Source organism: Nocardia veterana NBRC 100344 (assembly GCF_000308855.1).
Taxonomy (GTDB): domain Bacteria; phylum Actinomycetota; class Actinomycetes; order Mycobacteriales; family Mycobacteriaceae; genus Nocardia; species Nocardia veterana.
The window spans coordinates 1-17,602 of sequence record NZ_BAGM01000010.1 but is presented as its reverse complement, the minus strand read 5'-3'; the positions used below and the strand labels follow the sequence as shown (position 1 = coordinate 17,602).

General features: G+C 67.2%; 17 protein-coding genes. 8 read left to right on the top strand and 9 right to left on the bottom strand.

Features of this window, described 5'->3' with window-relative positions:
- Together ON37_RS03005 and phoU are read left to right on the top strand one after the other, a co-directional pair.
- Nucleotides 1-2,004 (top strand): LCP family protein (locus ON37_RS03005; RefSeq protein WP_373281970.1); only part of this gene is annotated, 2,004 nt, incomplete at its 5' end.
- A gap of 98 nt (nucleotides 2,005-2,102) precedes the next feature.
- On the top strand, nucleotides 2,103-2,774 hold the full coding sequence (gene phoU, locus ON37_RS03000; RefSeq protein ID WP_040716338.1) for a phosphate signaling complex protein PhoU: 672 nt from the start codon (nucleotides 2,103-2,105) through the stop codon (nucleotides 2,772-2,774).
- 167 nt (nucleotides 2,775-2,941) lie between these two features.
- Here the strand turns inward: phoU and ON37_RS02995 are convergent, their stop codons facing one another.
- The 7 genes from ON37_RS02995 to ON37_RS02965 all read right to left on the bottom strand — a co-directional run bounded on the left by ON37_RS02995 (nucleotide 2,942) and on the right by ON37_RS02965 (nucleotide 10,981).
- Complete coding sequence (locus ON37_RS02995) at nucleotides 2,942-4,585, bottom strand: MFS transporter (protein WP_040716336.1); 1,644 nt, start codon at nucleotides 4,583-4,585, stop codon at nucleotides 2,942-2,944.
- 230 nt (nucleotides 4,586-4,815) lie between these two features.
- The gene (gene pstB / locus ON37_RS02990; protein ID WP_040716334.1) at nucleotides 4,816-5,592 is read right to left on the bottom strand and encodes a phosphate ABC transporter ATP-binding protein PstB; all 777 of its coding nucleotides are present in this window, start codon (nucleotides 5,590-5,592) and stop codon (nucleotides 4,816-4,818) included.
- A 19-nt stretch (nucleotides 5,593-5,611) separates the two neighbouring features.
- Nucleotides 5,612-6,514, bottom strand: a complete 903-nt coding sequence (gene pstA / locus ON37_RS02985) for a phosphate ABC transporter permease PstA (RefSeq protein WP_040716331.1) — start codon at nucleotides 6,512-6,514, stop codon at nucleotides 5,612-5,614.
- On the bottom strand, nucleotides 6,514-7,485 hold the full coding sequence (gene pstC, locus ON37_RS02980) for a phosphate ABC transporter permease subunit PstC (protein ID WP_040716351.1): 972 nt from the start codon (nucleotides 7,483-7,485) through the stop codon (nucleotides 6,514-6,516). The genes pstA and pstC overlap by 1 nt, the downstream gene beginning before the upstream one ends.
- A gap of 104 nt (nucleotides 7,486-7,589) precedes the next feature.
- Complete coding sequence (gene pstS / locus ON37_RS02975; protein WP_040716329.1) at nucleotides 7,590-8,702, bottom strand: phosphate ABC transporter substrate-binding protein PstS; 1,113 nt, start codon at nucleotides 8,700-8,702, stop codon at nucleotides 7,590-7,592.
- 346 nt (nucleotides 8,703-9,048) lie between these two features.
- Nucleotides 9,049-10,044 carry a mycothiol synthase gene (gene mshD, locus ON37_RS02970; RefSeq protein WP_373281969.1) on the bottom strand — a complete coding sequence of 332 codons (996 nt, stop codon included), beginning with the start codon at nucleotides 10,042-10,044 and terminating at the stop codon, nucleotides 9,049-9,051.
- Between the two features lie 163 nt (nucleotides 10,045-10,207).
- The gene (locus tag ON37_RS02965) at nucleotides 10,208-10,981 is read right to left on the bottom strand and encodes a winged helix-turn-helix transcriptional regulator (protein ID WP_040716327.1); all 774 of its coding nucleotides are present in this window, start codon (nucleotides 10,979-10,981) and stop codon (nucleotides 10,208-10,210) included.
- Between the two features lie 335 nt (nucleotides 10,982-11,316).
- Between ON37_RS02965 and ON37_RS02960 the strand changes: the two genes are divergently transcribed.
- From ON37_RS02960 to ON37_RS02925, 6 genes are all read left to right on the top strand, one after another.
- Entirely contained in the window at nucleotides 11,317-12,123 is an 807-nt protein-coding gene (locus tag ON37_RS02960; protein ID WP_040716344.1) for an LmeA family phospholipid-binding protein, read from the top strand.
- Complete coding sequence (locus ON37_RS02955) at nucleotides 12,120-12,566, top strand: TlpA family protein disulfide reductase (protein ID WP_040716325.1); 447 nt, start codon at nucleotides 12,120-12,122, stop codon at nucleotides 12,564-12,566. Before ON37_RS02960 ends, ON37_RS02955 begins: the two co-directional genes overlap by 4 nt.
- A gap of 360 nt (nucleotides 12,567-12,926) precedes the next feature.
- Entirely contained in the window at nucleotides 12,927-13,415 is a 489-nt protein-coding gene (locus tag ON37_RS02945; protein ID WP_040716321.1) for a DUF4395 domain-containing protein, read from the top strand.
- A gap of 58 nt (nucleotides 13,416-13,473) precedes the next feature.
- On the top strand, nucleotides 13,474-14,307 hold the full coding sequence (locus ON37_RS02940; RefSeq protein ID WP_040716319.1) for a sulfurtransferase: 834 nt from the start codon (nucleotides 13,474-13,476) through the stop codon (nucleotides 14,305-14,307).
- Nucleotides 14,308-14,313: 6 nt separating this feature from the next.
- Nucleotides 14,314-14,619: a DUF1416 domain-containing protein gene (locus ON37_RS02935; protein WP_040716317.1), complete on the top strand. Its 306-nt coding sequence runs from the start codon at nucleotides 14,314-14,316 to the stop codon at nucleotides 14,617-14,619.
- Nucleotides 14,620-15,047: 428 nt separating this feature from the next.
- A complete protein-coding gene (locus ON37_RS02925; protein WP_040716341.1) occupies nucleotides 15,048-15,650 on the top strand; it encodes a heme-binding beta-barrel domain-containing protein in 603 nt (200 codons plus the stop codon).
- Here the strand turns inward: ON37_RS02925 and ON37_RS02920 are convergent.
- Nucleotides 15,638-16,246, bottom strand: a complete 609-nt coding sequence (locus ON37_RS02920) for a Uma2 family endonuclease (protein ID WP_040716315.1) — start codon at nucleotides 16,244-16,246, stop codon at nucleotides 15,638-15,640. The genes ON37_RS02925 and ON37_RS02920 overlap by 13 nt on opposite strands.
- A 380-nt stretch (nucleotides 16,247-16,626) precedes the next feature.
- A partial coding sequence (locus ON37_RS02915; protein ID WP_040716313.1) for an ATP-binding cassette domain-containing protein occupies nucleotides 16,627-17,602 on the bottom strand: 976 nt, incomplete at its 5' end.

The following is a 17,602-nucleotide window of genomic DNA, read 5'->3' as shown; positions in this document are numbered from 1 at the left end:
CCGCGTACGCAGGCCGCCCGTCCTGCCGAGCCCGTCGTCCGTCGCCCACGAGCCGACCAAGGCTCCGAGCCGGCCGCTCGCCGTGAGCCGGTCGATCCGCGCGTGCCGGGCGCGCCCGCCGGTGGTCGCGCGGCGGGTGCGACCTCCGCCCAGCGCATCCCGGCGCCCACTGCCGAGCCGAACGCCCCATCGCCGCGCGATACCGCCGCCGGAGCCGGCCAACGCAGCCAACCGATTCCGGGCTCGAAACGTTCGGCCACGCCCGGAAGCCGAAGTAGCGCACCGGCTTCCGCCGCCCAGCCCACCGCCGTCCACCGCGCCCCGGCCGCCGACAACCCGGCCGACCAGCGCCCGCTCGCCGCGGCCGCTCCGGTGGCCGAGCAGGTCACCGATCAGCTCCCCATGCCCGACGACGAATCCGTCGGCGGCGCAACATCTTCCGAAAGCCCGGCGCAACCCGAAACGGTCGGGAAGCCGACCTTGTCGCGACTTGCCGCGAGCCGGCAGCGCCGGCGCCGCCGGGCCCGCCTCGCCGCCCGCGCGACCACCTCGGTGTGCGCGGTGCTGGCCCTGGTCTGCACCGGCGTCGGCTGGAATTACCTGCGCGCCACGGACAACGGGTTCACGCAGGTGTCGGCGCTGGACGAGAATTCGGCCGATATCGTCGATCCCGGCGGCCAGACCGGTGACGAGAATTTCCTCATCGTCGGCACCGACACCAGGGCCGGTGTCGACAGCCAGTTGGGCGCCGGCACCACCGAGGACGCCGAGGGCGCGCGCTCGGATACCGTGATGCTGGTTCATATTCCGGCCGACCGCTCCCGCGTGGTCGCCGTATCGTTCCCCCGCGATCTCGACGTCTCCCGGCCCGAATGTGAGGGCTGGGACAACGAGAAGGCCAAATACACCGACGCGAAATTCCCGGCCGCGATCGGGGACAAACTCAATGCCACCTACGCCCTCGGCGGCCCGAAATGCCTGACCAAGGTGATTCAGAAGTTGTCCGGTCTGAAGATCAGCCACTTCGTGGGGATCGACTTCAGCGGCTTCCAGTCCATGGTCGACACGATCGGCGGCGTCGAGGTGTGTACCAATCACCCGCTGATCGACGAGGAACTCGGCACGGTGCTGCCCAATGTCGGTCGTCAGATGCTGAACGGCCCGACCGCGCTCGACTACGTTCGCGCCCGGCACGTCCAGGGTGAGGAACGCAGCGACTACGACCGCATCCATCGCCAGCAGTTGTTCCTGTCCTCGCTGCTGCGCAGCGCGCTGTCGTCGAAGGTGCTGTTCGATCTCGGCAAACTCAACGGCTTCATCAACGCGTTCAGCAGCCATGCCTTCATGGACAACGTCAACACGAAGGATTTGCTGATGCTGGGCCGCTCGCTGCAGAAGGTCAGCGCCGGCGCCATCACCTTCTTGACCGTTCCGACGGCCGGCACCACCTCCTACGGCAACGAGATCCCGCGCGAATCGGATATCAAGGCGATCTTCCAGGCGGTCATCGACGATCAGCCGCTGCCGGGTGAGAAGAAGGCGTCGGAACCGGCCAAGCCGTCCCAGGCCCCGGCGCCGCCGCAATTGACCGCGGTCGATCCGAGCACGGTGTCGGTACAGGTCTCCAACGGTTCCGGGGTCACCGGCGTGGCCGGTACGGCGGCCACCAAATTCGCCTCCGAGGGCTTCCAGATCTACAACGTCGGCAACTATTCCGGCGGCACGATCGACACGACCACGGTCCGGTACTCGGCCGGTCACGAGGCGGAGGCCGCCACGGTCGCCTCGTCCTTGCCCGGGGCGAAGCTGACTCTCGCCTCGGGACTCGGCAGCATCGTCGAGGTTGCGCTCGGTTCGGACTTCTCCGGCACCGTGGGCACTCCGACCGCCTTCGGCTCCCCGGTTCCCGCGCCGGCCGGCACCACCGCCGACGCGTCCGCGACCCCGGTCACACTCCCCTCCGACCTCGAGCACGTCAACGCCGGCGACGACCTCTGCAAGTAGGCCGCGCTCACCTGCGACGACGGTCACGGCCCTCGCGGCACCCATGATTCACCCACCGTTCGTGACTTGGTCAGCGCCGCGAACTAGTCTTTGGTTTCATGCGTGTCATCTACAACGAACAAATGGCTGATCTCGCCAATATGCTGGGCGAGATGGCCGGGCTGGCCGGATCGGCCATGGAGCGGGCGACGCAGTCGTTGCTGCAGGCCGATATCGCGCTCGCCGAACAGGTGATCTCGGAGTACGACCGGATCGCCGAGATGATCGCGCAGGCCGAGGAGAAGGCATTCGCCCTGCTGGCCCTGCAGGCGCCGGTCGCCGGCGATCTGCGGCAGGTCGTCAGCGGTATTCAGATCGTCGCGGACGTCAATCGCATGGGCGTGCTCGCGCTGCACGTGGCCAAGGTCGCCCGGCGCCGCCACCCCAACCACGCCCTCCCCGAGGCCGTCAACGGCTACTTCGCCGAGATGGGCCGGATCGCGGTGAATATGGGCGCCGCCGCCAAGGAGGTCCTCGAGACGCGCGACCCGGAGCGGGCCGCGCAGCTCAACGAGGACGACGAGGCGATGGACGATCTGCACCGTCACCTGTTCTCGCTGCTGATGGACCGGGAATGGAAGTACGGTGTCGCCGCCGCGGTCGACGTCACCCTGCTGGGCCGCTACTACGAGCGCTTCGCCGACCACGCGGTCGAGATCGGTCGCCGGGTGGTCTTCCTGGTGACCGGCGTGCTCCCGCCCGACCCGGACGCCGAAACCGAGAAGATCTGAGGCTGGTCCGCCTCTTCCGGGTCTTTGTGCGTGTCGTCGGGCGCGTGCGGACCTCTGGGGCGGGGCAGCGGTCAGCAGAGGAGTGCGTGCTGGGCGTGCCCGGTGAGTTACCCATGTGCTCCGGAAATCTTTCGGCTCATTGGGCGTACCGACCGGGCATCACCGGATTATCTTCCGCTGCCGGCTGATTCGGCTCCCGCCGTGTCTTCTTCCGAGGTTCGACCGAGCAATGGTGACGGGCCACGCTGGGGCTTCCAGGGCAGCAGCGCCGCCACCAGCACCGCGCAGACCGACAGGGCGCCGACCGCCGCACAGGACGCAGCCGTCGAGCCGGCCAGGGCGGCCACCTTCATGGCATGCACCAGATCGGCTTTCGCGCCGGCGAAGAACGGGCTGATCGGGGCCTTGACGATTTCGAGCACGCTGATGGGGGTGTCGCGGGCCAGGCTCTTCTGAGTGGGATTCATGATCGCGTCCGGAATCGAGTCGATACGGGCGCCGATGCGCTCGGTGTAGATCGAGCTCATGATCGACCCGAGCACCGCGACACCGAGGGTGCCGCCCACCTCACGGGTGGTGTCGTTGACCGCCGAACCGGCGCCCGCTTCCTCGATCGGCACGGCGCCCATGATGGATTCGGTGGCGGGTCCCTGGACCACGCCGAAGCCGACACCCATCAGCACCATTGAAAGCAGAACCGTTCCCAGATAAGGCGTTTCGACCGTCACCCGGCCGGCGAAGAACATGCCCGCGGCCAGCAACAGCAGGCCGCACACCACCGTGGCGGTGGTGCCGATGCGTTGCGCCGCCAAGGTTGCCGCCGGCGCCCCGAAGCCGACCGCGGCCGCGAAAGGCAATGAGTGGATGCCGAATTCGAGCGCACTGAACTCCTTCACCCCCTGGAAATACTGCGTGATCAGGAACAGGAATCCGAAGGCGCAGAAGTAGGAGATGGTGATGGCCAGGGCGGGCACCGAGAATCGCCGATTCCGGAACAGGCGCATATTCAGCACCGGCGATTCGACCCGTAGCTCCCAGATCACGTACACCGCAAGCAGAATCAGCGAGATCGCATATCCGGCCAGGCTGCGACCGGCGAGCCAGCCGTGTTTGGGCGCCTCGATGATCGTCCACACCAGTGTCGTCACCGCGATCAGCGACAACGCGATACCGAGCAGATCGAGCCGCCCGAAATGGTCGGCCCGGGATTCGGGAACCAGCATCAGCACCGCCACGATCGCCAGCGCCGCGATGGGTACGTTGATCCAGAAGACCGCATGCCAGCTGAAGTATTCGAGCAGCCAGCCACCGGTGACGGGACCGATCGCCACGGCCACACCGGCCATCGCGGTCCACAGCGCGATGGCCGCCGCGCGGAGTCGGGTCTCCGGGAACAGGTTGATGATCAGGGCCAGGGTGGCCGGAAAGACCGCGGCGGCGAAGACGCCCATCCCCGCGCGGGCGGCGATCACCTGACCGAGCCCGGACGACATCGCCCCCACCGCCGACATGACCGCCACCCCGGCCAGGCCGATGACCATCACCCGCCGCCGCCCGTAGCGGTCGCCGAGATGGCCGAGCGGCAGGAGCAGCCCGGCGAAGGCGAGGGTGAACGCGTCGATGATCCATTGCAGCCCGCTCATCCGCGCCTGCAACTGCACCGCCATCGAGGGCAGCGCCACATTCACGAGCGTGTTGTCCAGCACCACCAGCAGTTCGGCCAGACAGATCGCGATCAGCGCGCAGATCCGCATGCGCGTCGCGATCGGAATCCCGTCCTGGCGTACCGGTCTCGCCGTTGACACCGTCATACCGCCTCCTGACTATAACGATCGGTTTAGTTCAGGAGGAAGGTAACTGTTACCAGAAGTGTCAGACAACCGCCTGCGGTAGGAGATGAGCGAGCACACATCCTCGGACGCAGAGTGATTCCCGGCACATATTCAGGCGACCGCGAAAGAAAAAATCCCCGGTCGGATGGACCGGGGATCGTCAACCAGGGCTCACCAACATCGCAAAGTCCCGGGGAGGCGTCGCAACCTCAGCCGAAGCGGCCGGAGATGTAGTCCTCCGTCGCCTTCTGGGTCGGGTTGGAGAAGATCCGCTCGGTCTCGTCGATCTCGATCAGCTTGCCGGGCTTACCCTGCGACTCCAGGTTGAAGAATGCCGTCTGATCACTCACCCGCGCCGCCTGCTGCATGTTGTGGGTGACGATGACGATCGTGTACTCCTTCTTCAGCTCGGAGATCAGATCCTCGATCGCGAGCGTGGAGATGGGGTCCAGGGCCGAACACGGCTCGTCCATCAGCAGCACGTCGGGCGAGACCGCGATGGCGCGGGCGATGCACAGACGCTGCTGCTGACCACCGGACAGGCCGCCACCGGGCTTGTCCAGACGGTCCTTCACCTCGTTCCACAGGTTCGCGCCGCGCAGGGACCGCTCGGCGACCTCGTCGAGCTCTTTGCGGTTGCGCACCCCCTGCAACTTCAGGCCGGCCACCACATTGTCGCGAATCGACATGGTAGGGAATGGATTCGGCCGCTGGAAGACCATGCCGATCGTGCGGCGCACACCGACCGGGTCGACCGTGGAGCCGTAGATGTCCTCACCGTCGAGCAGCACCGCGCCCTCGACGCGGGCGTTCGGGGTCACCTCGTGCATCCGGTTCAGCGACCGCAGCACCGTGGACTTACCGCAGCCCGAAGGACCGATGAACGCGGTCACGCTGCGCGGCAATACGGTCAGCGACACATCGGATACGGCATGGAATTTGCCGTAATAGATGTTGAGATCTTTGACGTCGATCCGCTTGGCCATTGTCGTATTCCGTTCGCTTCTATCGGTTCCGCGTGAGCAGTTTGTTGACCACGGCCGCGCCGGCGTACAGCAGCGCGATGATCAGGATCAGCGTCAGCGACGCGCCCCACACCCGCATCCGGCCGGCCGCTTCCGGGTTGGCCAGCTCCTGGTAGATCATCAGCGGCAGCGAGGCCATATTTCCGTTGAAGATGTCGAAGTTGATCGACTTCGAGTAACCGACCAGCACCAGCACCGGTGCGGTTTCACCCATGACACGGGCGACCGCGAGCAGCATGCCGCTGATCATGCCGGGCAGGGCGGTCGGGACCACGATCCGCAGAATCGTCTTCCACTTCGGAATACCCAGGGCGTAGGAGGCCTCGCGCAGCTCGTCCGGCACGAGTTTGAGCATCTCCTCGGTACTGCGCACCACCACCGGAAGCATCAGCAGCACCAGCGCCAGCGATACCGCGAAGGCCGACTGCGGGAAGCCGAGAGTGGCGATCCACAGGGCGAAGACGAACAGCGCGGCCACGATCGACGGGACACCGGCGAGGATGTCGACCATGAAGGTGGTGGTCTTGGCCAGCCAGCCGCGACCGTATTCCACCAGGTAGATCGCGGCCATGATGCCGAGCGGCACCGCGATCACGGCGGCGACCGCCGACTGCACGATGGTGCCGTAGATGGCGTGGTACACACCGCCCGCGAACTGGTCGGGCAGCACGCCCTTCTGCGAGTTGGTCCACCAGCCGCTGCTGACGATGGCGTGAAAACCCTTGTTCAGCACCAGGATCAGCACCCAGCCCAGCGGCACCAGCGCGATGGCGAAGCACAGCCACATCACGGCGGTGGCGAGGTTGTTGCGGACCTTGCGGCCCAGGCTCACGTGCCGGAAGGTGGGCGCCTTGATCGGCTTGTCGAAAGTGGTGGTGGTCATCAGCCGTTCACCTTCCCGCCGGCGGCGATCCGAGCCAGCGCGTTGACGATGAAGGTCAGCGCGAACAGGACGAAACCGGCCGCGATATAGGCGCCGGTCGGCAGGGCCTGACTGAATTCCGAGGCGGCCGAGGCGATCTTGGAGGCGAAGGTGTAGCCGCCGTCGAACAGCGACCAGCTGCCGGGCGAGGCGGCGGTTCGCAGCACGATCAGCACGGCGATGGTCTCACCGAGCGCACGGCCCAGACCCAGCATGGAGCCGGCGATCACACCGCTGCGGCCGTAGGGCAGCACGGTCATCCGCACCACCTCCCACTTGGTCGCGCCGAGCGCCTGCGCGGCCTCGATATGGGCGCGCGGGGTCAGGTTGAAGACCTCACGGCTGACCGAGGTGATGATCGGCAGGATCATCACCGCCAGCACGACGCCGGCGGTGAAGATGGTGCCGCCACCGCTGATCGAGACATTGCCCTGCTCGAACAGGAAGAACCAGCCGAGGTTGTCGTTGAGGAATTGTTCGAAGGGCGCCAGCTTCTGCGCCAGCACGAGAAATCCCCACAGACCGAACACGATCGAAGGCACCGCCGCGAGCAGATCCACCAGCATCGCGAACGGGCGCGCCAGCACCTTCGGCGCGTACTGGGTCAGAAACAGCGCGATCCCGACGCCGAGAGGTACCGCGATCAGCAATGCCAGCAGCGAACTCAGCACCGTGACCATGAACAGGTCGCGGATGCCGAAGTGCATGTCGTCGGCATTGGTGACGTTGAACTCGGCGCTGCCGAAGAAATTCGCCTTGTTCGCCGCCACCGAGGGCACCGCGCGAATCAGCAGAAACAGCGCGATGAGTGCGATGGCCGCGACGATCGTGGCGCCGGCGGCGGTGGCCAGGGAGCGGAAGATCGACTCCGCCCGCCGGCTGTGGCCGCCCGCGGCGCGATCGGCCGGCTTGTTGCTCGATTCGCTCGGCATGGAGGAAGTATCTCCCGGCGGGACTTCACTGCCCGTCCGCGGGCCGGTCGAATCCGACTGGCCCGCGGCGGTGACTTCGTCGTGGACGGTCATGGGTTTCGCAATCAGGAGATGGCGTTGATCGCGGTGGTCAGCTTGGTCTTGAAGGCGTCGGGGATCGGCACGTAGCCGGAGTCCTCGAGACCGTTCTGACCGTTGTTGATCGCCGAGGTCAGGAACGCCTTGACGGCCTTGGCGGTGTCGGCATCCGAGTACTTCGAGCACACGATCTCGTAGGTGGCCAGCATGATCGGGTAGGCGCCCGGATCGCTCGGCTTGTAGAACGAGTTGGTGTCGATGACCAGGTCGTTGCCCTCACCGGTGATCTTGGCCGAGGCGATCGCCTTACCGGCGGACTCCACGTTCAGCGCCACCGGCTTCACCGCGGCATCGGTGATGATCTGCGCGGTGGACAGGTTCTGCGACCGCGCGAACGACCACTCGTTGTAGGTGATGGCACCCTTGGTGCTCTTGACCGCGGCCGAGGTGCCCTCGTTGCCCTTGGCGCCCTCACCGACACCGCCGGCGAACGCCTTACCGGCGCCCTTGCCCCAGGCGCCGTCGGAGGCGGCGTTGAGGTAGCGCTGGAAGTTGTCGGTGGTGCCGGACTCGTCACTGCGGAAGATGACGTGGATCGGCTCGGCCGGCAGGTTCACACCCTGGTTCAGGCCCTTGATCGCCGGGTCGTCCCAGCGGGTGATGGTGCCGTTGAAGATCTTCGCGGCGGTCGGGCCGTCGAGGGTCAGGGCCTGCACGCCGTCGAGGTTGTAGGTGATGGCGATGGGGCCGAAGACGGTGGGCAGATCCCACGCCGGGGCGCCACAGCGGTCGGCGGCCTTCTTGGGCTCGTCCTTCTTCGGGTCCAGCGCGGAGTCCGAACCACCGAAATCGGTCTGGCCACCGATGAATTCGTTCACACCGGCGCCGGAGCCGCTGGAGGTGTAGTCCAGTTTGAAGCCGTCGCAGTTCTGCTCGTACGCGGCGATGAAGCGGTCCATCGCGTTCTTCTGCGCCGAGGATCCGCTGGCCTTGAGTGCCTTCTTGCCGCCGCAGGCGACATCGACCTTGCTGGTGTTACCGGTCGCGGCCGAGTTGTCGTCGCTACCACAGGCAGACAGAGTCAGAGCGCCGGCTGCCGCCAGCACGCCGAGGAGAGCGCCGCTGCGCTTGAGATTCACCTGTTCCTCCGGGAATCGCTTCGTACGCGTCCGATCCCTCAACGACCGGACGAGTCCAGTGGGTGCCGTTCGCAGGGAACTTGCGCACCGAGCAGCGAATGCCGCCCACAAGTAACGTAGGTTCGCCCGGTTGACAGCGGGACCTGGCCAAGTGAACGCAGGGTGAACAACCCGGCGCGATTGTGGTTCAAACCTGTGAGATTTGCCGCACTGTTACTGCACGGCTCGGAAAGCCGCCCGCTCGGGCCGCGAGTCGCTCGCGGCGACCGCCGCGAGCGGACGTAATCGATCTCACCGCACCGGCGATCGCCGATCCGGCACCGCACTCGCCGTCGGCGGCGCGCTGTCACCGGGTGGTGTACGCCGCATCGATGTGGGCGGTCTCGAAACCGAGTCGAGTATAGGTGTGCACGGCGGCGGTGTTGTCGGCCTCGGTGTAGAGGAGGACCGCGCCGAGACCCCGATCGCGCAGGTAGTGCAGGCCCGCGAGGGTCAAGGCCCGGCCGAGGCCACGGCCCTGCGCGGCCGGATCGATCGCCACCACGTACACCTCCCCGACCGCGTCCGAGGTCTCGTCCGGTTCGTGCACCTTGGTCCAGTGGAAGCCCAGGATGTGCGCGGGATCCGCCGGATCGGCGGCGATGAACAGACCTTTGGGGTCGAACCAGGCGGACGCCCGGCGGACCGCGATCTCGGCCTCGGTCCAGCCGCCCTGTTCCGGATGCCAATCGAAGGCGGCGTTGTTGACCCGCAAGATCTCGGCGTCGTCGGCCGGTCCCGCATAGGTGCGCAGCACGATGTCCTCGGGCACCCGCAGTTCCGGTAGCTCGATAGTTGCGGGATCGATCCCGTCGGTGCCGATCAGGGGCCGCCGCATCTGCCACAGCTCCCGCGCGACGGTCAGGCCGAGCCGCCCGGCGACCGCCCGCGCGGGAGCGAGATTGCCGTGCGCCCAGACCCGCGCCCCGGGGCCGCCGGTTTCCAGGGCGGCCGCGACCAGCGCCGCCCCGATCCCCCGCCCGCGCGCCCGCGGATCGACGACGACCTCCGCCATGGCCGGGTGATCACCATGTGCCGGAACGAGATTCGCGTAGGCGACCAACTCGCCGTCGCGTTCCACGGGCAGATGCCGAGTCCGGCCGACCGCCGCGGACGCCTCGGCGGCCGCGGTGTCGGGTTCATCGGAGTCCGCGGGCGAGCCGGGCGCGGTCACCGAGAGCACCGCCTGCTCGGAAATCGGCGCCACCCCGTCGGCGGCACTCGCCCGCTCGACCAGCTCCACGATCTTCGCCGCGGTCGCCGGCGCCAATTCGGTGGTCCAGTCCGGCACCTGCACGCTCACACCCATCCCTCGCTCAACCGATTCGCATCCTTCTCGACGTCCCTCGGACAACCCACCTCGTCGCCGGGAGCATTCCCGGCATCACGATCGATTCCCGTTGCGCACCGTGCCTTTCCGCGGCCGACGGGTTCGGCGCGAACGACGGCCGACCAGCACGGCGTCCTCAGGAAGGGCTGCCGTTGACCTGGGTCAACTGCGAATCGTCGGCGCCGTCGTCGCCCTCGTCCGGGAAGGTGGTCGCCTGCTCACCGCTCTTGTTGTTGGCCGAGCGGGCCGGCCGCACCGCCTTGTAACCGACATTGCGAACCGTACCGATCAACGATTCGTATTCACTGCCGAGCTTGGCCCGCAGTCGCCGGACGTGCACATCGACGGTTCGGGTGCCGCCGAAGAAGTCGTAACCCCACACCTCCTGCAGCAACTGCGCGCGGGTGAAGACCCGACCGGCGTGCTGCGCAAGGTATTTCAGCAGTTCGAATTCCTTGTAGGTGAGGTCGAGCGGGCGGCCCCGCAACCGCGCGGTGTAGGTGCCCTCGTCGATGACCAGCTCACCGAGGGTGATCTTGCCGGTGTTCTCCGGGCTGGCGGCGCCGCCGTTGCGGGCCACCAGCAGGCGGAGCCGTGCGTCCAGTTCGGCGGGTCCGGTTCCCGGCAGCAGAATGTCGTCTAGACCCCAGTCGGCATTGACCGCGACCAGACCACCCTCGGTCAGCACCGCGACCACCGGCACCGAGGAGCCCGTGCTACCGAGCAGCCGGCACAGCCCGCGCGCGGCCGCCAGATCGGTGCGGGCATCGACCAGCGCGACATCCGCGGTGCCGGCCTCCAGCAGCGAGGCCACTTCGGTGGGCGCGGGCCGCACGTTGTGCGGGAGCAGCGCCAGCGACGGCAGCACGGCTTCCGGGTTCGGATCGGAGGTCAGCAGGAGCAGCTCCACCGGCTCTCCTCCCAATCTGGCATGTCCGCGGGCAACCTCGACGTCAATCGCGAATCCATGCGCGTCGGCACAGGTAATTCGTGCCCTACATTAGCGCGTGCACGGCGGCGATCACGTATTCCGCACCCGGCCGCACGCACACCGCCACCGCCGGGGCACCATCCGGAGACCAGCGCCGATGACCGGCCCCGCGGCCACACCCGGCGGTCCGGCGCGATCGGACGGATATCGTTCCTGTCGGGGTAGCCTCGCACCGGGATACCCACGCCTCGCACACCTCCGCGCGCGACCGCTGGGTTCCGCGCGCCCGGACGGCCTGAACTCGGAGCATGTGGATGAGAAAATTGATCGTCGGGCTGCTGCTGGTAGTCGCGATCGCCGTGGTGGTCGATTTCACCGCGGCGGCCTACTCGGAGTACCGGGTGTCGCGTTCGCTGCGGGCCGGCGGTGAACTCAGCGCCGATCCCGAAGTGACCATCCACGGATTCCCGTTTCTGGCGCAGACCGCGCGCGCCGACTACCGCAACATCGAGATCCGGGCCCGTGCCGATCGTCCCGATATCCCCGGCGAAATCCTGGTGGAGGCGACGTTGAACGGCCTCCATCTGTCCATGCACGACCTGGTGGACAACGACATGCGTTCGGTGATGGTCGACCGGGTCGCCGGCCGGATGCGCATCGAACCGGTCGAACTGGGCCGGTTGTTCAACATTCCGGACCTCGAGGTGGTCACCCGCCCGGCCGACAAATCCGACGGCACCGGCGGCTCCGGCGGTTCCGGAATGACCACCCAGGGCGCGCTGGTCCTCACCGGAACCATCCAGCTCGGACCCGAGACGCGCAGTACCGACCGGGTGAGTGTGAAGGCCGATCTGTTCTTGGACGGCGACCAGATCAAATTGGTCGCCACCGACCTCTACCACGGTGGCGTGGACACCACCGCGCCCACCACGACCGCCTCCGAACTGGGCCCCGACCTGGACAAGGCGTCGGTACTGGCCCGCTTCACCCGCACCATCGACACCAAGGACCTGCCGTTCGGAGTGCCCCCGAAGAAGGTGCAGGCCATCGGCGGCAATATCGTGGTAGAGGGGGAAGGCGAGAACATCCGCATTGATATGGACAGGTTTGCCCGACCATGATTGAACTCACGATTCTGGCCGTCGTCCTGCTGGCCGGCGTGGCCGCGGGCATCGCCCTGCGCTACCGCGAGGGCCGCGTCCGGGCGGCGAAGACCACCGAGATCGCTGGTTCGCGCACCGACCTGCTCAGTGCCGTCGGCGTCACCGAGGCCGTCCCCACGGTGCTGCACTTCTCCGCCGATTGGTGCGGGCCGTGCGCCGCGGTCCGGCGCGTCGTCGCCGGCGTGGTCGCGGAGCTGGCCGATACCGATCAGCCGCCGCGCGATGTCGAGGTCGATATCGATGCCGAGGCCGAGCTGGCTCGCGAACTCAATGTGCTGTCGCTGCCCACCACGTTCGTCTTCGACGCCCGCGGGCGGGAGCGCTTCCGGATCTCGGGTGTGCCCAAGGCCACCGACCTGCGCAGTGCGCTGGCCCCGCTCACCGTTCCCGAGGCCGCCTGAACGCCCAGTTCAACGGGCATTTTTCGGGTCACCCCAAGGCCCCGGCAGGACCGGCGCCGGGCCTGTCGTCGAGCCGACTTTCCAACCCCGGGTCCAATTCCCTCCCGAAACCGGGTAAACTGCTCTGCGTGCAAACCCGCCGAGAGCTGATGCTCACCCGACGCCGCACAGTCGATCTGTGCCGCCTCGGCGGTTGTTGCTGCCTGTGCATGTAGCCGGTCGGCCTTTCGTATCCCTGCCGCCGACCGGTTTCTCCACCGCGTGTGAGATCTCGTCGATCCCCCGGTGATCCGACCTATCTGACGGATAACCCCGCAACCGGATAAGCCAGATAAGCCTTCCTTCAGCGCAGGAGTTCTCGTGCCTCAGAACACCAACTCACCCACCGGTCAGGTGGACGTCCGCGGGCCGCGGTTCGCGGCCTGGATCACCACCGGTGTTCTCGTGCTGGTCCTGATCGTCTCCGCCTTCTCGACCGCCGCCGCCGCGGTGCTGATCGCCCTGCAGGCGATCGTCTTCGCCCTCGGCGCGCTGTACGGCCCGCGCCGCAGCCCCTACGGCTGGGTTTTCGCCACCGTCGTCGCGCCGCGCATCGGACCGGCGACCGAAACCGAGCCGGTGCCGCCGCTGCGGTTCGCCCAGCTGGTCGGTTTCGTCTTCGCCGCCGTCGGCTTCATCGGCTTCGCGGCCGGGGCCGGCGTCGTGGGCGCGATCTTCACCGCGTTCGCCCTGTTCGCGGCGTTCCTCAACGCGGCGTTCGGCATCTGCCTGGGCTGCAAGATCTACCCGCTCGCGCAGCGGCTGACCTCCCGCACCGCGGCTCGGTCGGACAGCGTGACGACCAGCTGACCCCGATCCCCAACCCCTATCTCCACATACCCCGGCAAGTCACATCGAAAGGAACAACATGGCTCGCTCCGATGTCCTGGTCTCCGCAGACTGGGTCGAAGAGAACCTCAACACCCCCGGCGTCGTGATCGTCGAGGTGGACGAGGACACCTCCGCCTACGACACGGGCCACATCGAAGGTGCCGTCAAGCTCGACTGGAAGAAGGACCTGCAGGATCCGGTTCGGCGTGACTTCGTCAACCGGGAGCAGTTCTCGGATCTGCTGTCGGCCCGCGGCATCGGCAACGACGACACCGTCGTTCTCTACGGTGGCAACAACAACTGGTTCGCCGCCTACGCCTACTGGTACTTCAAGCTGTACGGCCACCAGGACGTGAAGCTGCTCGACGGCGGCCGCAAGAAGTGGGAGCTCGACGGCCGCCCGCTGTCGACCGATGCGGTGACCCGCCCGGCGACCACCTACAAAGCCTCCGAGCAGGATCTGTCGATCCGCGCCTTCCGTGACGACGCCATTCAGGCCATCGGCGTCAAGAACCTCGTCGACGTGCGTTCGCCCGACGAGTTCTCCGGCAAGATTCTCGCTCCCGCGCACCTGCCGCAGGAGCAGAGCCAGCGTCCCGGCCACATCCCCGGCGCCATCAACGTGCCGTGGAGCAAGGCCGCGAACGAGGACGGCACCTTCAAGTCCGATGAGGAACTGGCCGCCATCTACAAGGAGGCGGGCCTCGACGGCGAGAAGGAAACCATCGCCTACTGCCGCATCGGTGAGCGCTCGTCGCACACCTGGTTCGTGCTGCAGGAGCTGCTGGGCCACAAGAACGTCAAGAACTACGACGGGAGCTGGACCGAATACGGCTCCCTCGTCGGTGCACCGATCGAGTTGGGAGCGTAAATAGATATGTGTGCAGCACCTACCCAGGGTCAGGCCCTTCCGGCCAACGTCGACACCGAGAAGGAGACGGTCCTCACCGGACGCGTTCTCGATGCGGACGGTAACCCGGTAGGCGGCGCCTTCGTCCGCCTGCTGGACTCGAGCGACGAGTTCACCGCCGAGGTCGTGGCCTCCGGCACCGGTGATTTCCGCTTCTTCGCCGCGCCCGGCACCTGGACCATCCGGGCCCTGTCGTCGGCCGGCAACGGTTCGGCGCAGATCAGCCCCGAAGGCGCGGGCGTCCACAACGTCGACGTGCAGGTCGCGAAGTAGGACAGACACCGCGTAAGGCGCCGGAAACTGCGCTCATCGCACGCGAACGGCCCCGGGATTCGTTTTCCCGGGGCCGTTTTCGTATCCGGCGGACGAGTCGTTAAACTCCGATATGTGGTCTTAACCTTCGAGATTCTGCTGGTCATCTGCTCCGTGCTGATCGCTTGGTTCGGGCTGTACGTCCTCTACCGGCTGTTCACCGAGTCGTGACCGATTCGGCGAGCGAGAACGTCGAAAACGCAGCGACCAACGGCCACGCCGCGCAGGCGCACGCCGAGGGCCGCGACGGTGCCGCCGAACCCGAGGACGGCACCGAAACCGGTGCTGGGGCAGCTCGCCGCAGTAGCGATGACGCGGCCCGCCGCAGTAGCGATGACGCGGCCCGCCGCAGTAGCGATGACGCGGCCCGCCGCAGTGGCGACGAGGCGGTGGCCGAGGCTGCCGAGCGCGCCAAATCGACCGGTGGCCGCAATATCCCACAGCTTCCGGGTCTGCCGCTGCCCGAGGACACCGCGAATCTGCGGCTCGGTCCCGATCTGAGTGCCTCCATGCTCGCACTGCTGCCGCTGGTCGGTGTCTGGCGCGGCGAGGGTGAGGGCAACGACCCCGAGCGCGGCGGCGACTACCACTTCGGCCAGCAGATCGTCGTCTCACACGACGGCGGCGACTATCTGACCTGGGAATCGCGATCCTGGGTCATCGACGGCGAAGGCAACTATTCCGGTCCGGATCTGCGCGAGAGCGGATTCTGGCGGGTCGGCATCGACGGCGACGACGAGGTCATCGAACTCCTGTTGACCCACAGCTCCGGCATCGTCGAACTCTTCTACGGCCAGGCCCTCACCCAATCCTCATGGGAGCTGGCGACCGATGTGGTGATCCGCAGCCAGTCCGGCGCGGTGGTCGGCGGCGCCAAACGCCTCTACGGCATCGTGGAAGGCGGCGATCTCGGCTATGTCGAGGAACGAGTGGAAGCCGACGGTGCCCTGAAGCCCCGCCTCTCGGCCCGTCTCCAGCGCTACATCGGCTGAGGCTGAACGCCGCCCGGCCCCAGACCGGTGAGGTCGATGTCCACCGGGAAGGGTACCGACAACTTCAATCGGTCGTGGAATATGCCTACGGGCGCGTAGCAATTGGCTGTCTGATCCAGCTCGTAGGCGTAGACGACCGCATCGGAGTCCCGGCGCTCGATCCGCCAGTAGTGCGGGATCCGCGCCTTGGCATATTTGGCCGGCTTGGTCTCCCGGTCTCGGTCCTCGGAATCCGGGGAAACAGCTTCGATCGCCAGGACGACGTCCTCGGCCAGGTAGTAGGTCGCAGGGTCCTGACGGTTGAACGCTTCTTCTGTGACTACAACCACATCCGGTTCCGGCATCTGGCGCTTCCCCAGCTTGACGGCCATCTCACGCTGAGCACGCAGACCTCCGTGAGCACTCGCCTGACGATCGAGTTCCCACCAAAACATCGACACCACAGTGCTGTGCCACTTCTGCTGCGGACTCACAAAGATCAGACTCCCGTCGATCAGTTCGGTATGCCGGGGCAAGCCACGCAGCCGCAGGAAATCCTCGACAGTGAATCCCTCTGTCGGGGGAATCACCCAATCGGGAAGCGGCTCAACAGTCATTGCTTCAGCCTATCGTGTGTGTGGTTGAGCAACGGCGGAAAGGCGTCGGTCTCGATCGGAAATGCGTACGGCCCCCGAGCCGTACCACGGAGATCTCGTCTCTCGCGGTCCCGGTCGGACAAACCGGGGGCTCGGGGGCCGGGTGACTGCCTTGGATTAGTTCAGCGCTCGCGCGGGGAATCAATCCACTGCAGCAGTGCCGCGGTACGGGGACCGCGGCTGTGGCGCTCAACCGGCAGCCACCTCACGCGTCCTCTGAATATCCATTCTTCGAACCACCTCCTTTCCCGTGTACAGACGAAACTACCGGCCGCGGCCACTGGGCTGCAACGGATTTTCCCCAGAGCCGAATTTCGCTCTCGACCTGGGGATTCTCCGAGTCAGGCGGCCACGCGGCGAGTGATCGACAGCGCACCGCCGGGTGCGACCGTGACGACCGTGTCGGCGCGGTGATCGGGTGGCAGCTGGTGGGTGACGACGACCACCGTCCGGTCCGGATCGACCAGACCGCTGGCGTCGTCGAGCAGGGCGCGCAGCAGTTCGGCGCCCGCCGTCGCTTCCATGTGTTCGGTGGGTTCGTCGAGCAGGAGCGTCTCGGCGGGGCTGACCAGGGCGCGAGCCAGCAGCAACCGGCGGCGCTGGCCACCCGACAGCGCGGCCGCACCACCGACCAGGTCCGTCTCCAGGCCGTCCGGCAGAGCCGTCAGCCAATCGCCGGAACCGACTGCGCGCAAAGCGTTTTCGGCTTCCTCCGCAGTGAGATCGGCACGGGCCACCCGCAGGTTCTCGAGGACCGTGGTGCCGAATACGTGGGCGTCTTCGGCGAAGAAGGTGCGTCGCGCACGCGGCACCTCGAACAGACCGGCCCAGTTCATCAACAGGGTGGTCTTACCCGAGCCGCTCGGGCCCACCACCGCGATCCGACGGCCCGGCGGTATGTCCGGCAACGCGCGTGCCAACCTGGCGCGCAGGTCGTCGGGTGCGCCGCCGACCGGCCGCGCGGCGGGGTCGCCCGAAGGCGCCGGTGACACCGCACCGGGATCGAGGGCACGGATCCGGTGCAGCGCGGCACGTCCCTTGGTGAGGGCCTGGGCCGCGGCCGGCAATACCGCCACCGCCTCGAACGCCGACAACGGCAGCAGCACCAAGATCGCGAAGGCCATCGGACTGATGCCACCGGCCGGTGCGGGCTGCAACGGTTCGGCCGGGGCGCCGGAGCCGCTACCGTACAACATGATTCCGATCAGCAAGGCGCCGAGCACACTGGCCCCGACGGACAACGGCGTCGCGGCGGCCGCCCAGGCGCCGCGCGAGGCCGCCCGGTCCTCGGCGCGGACCGCGCGCTCGGCGGCATCC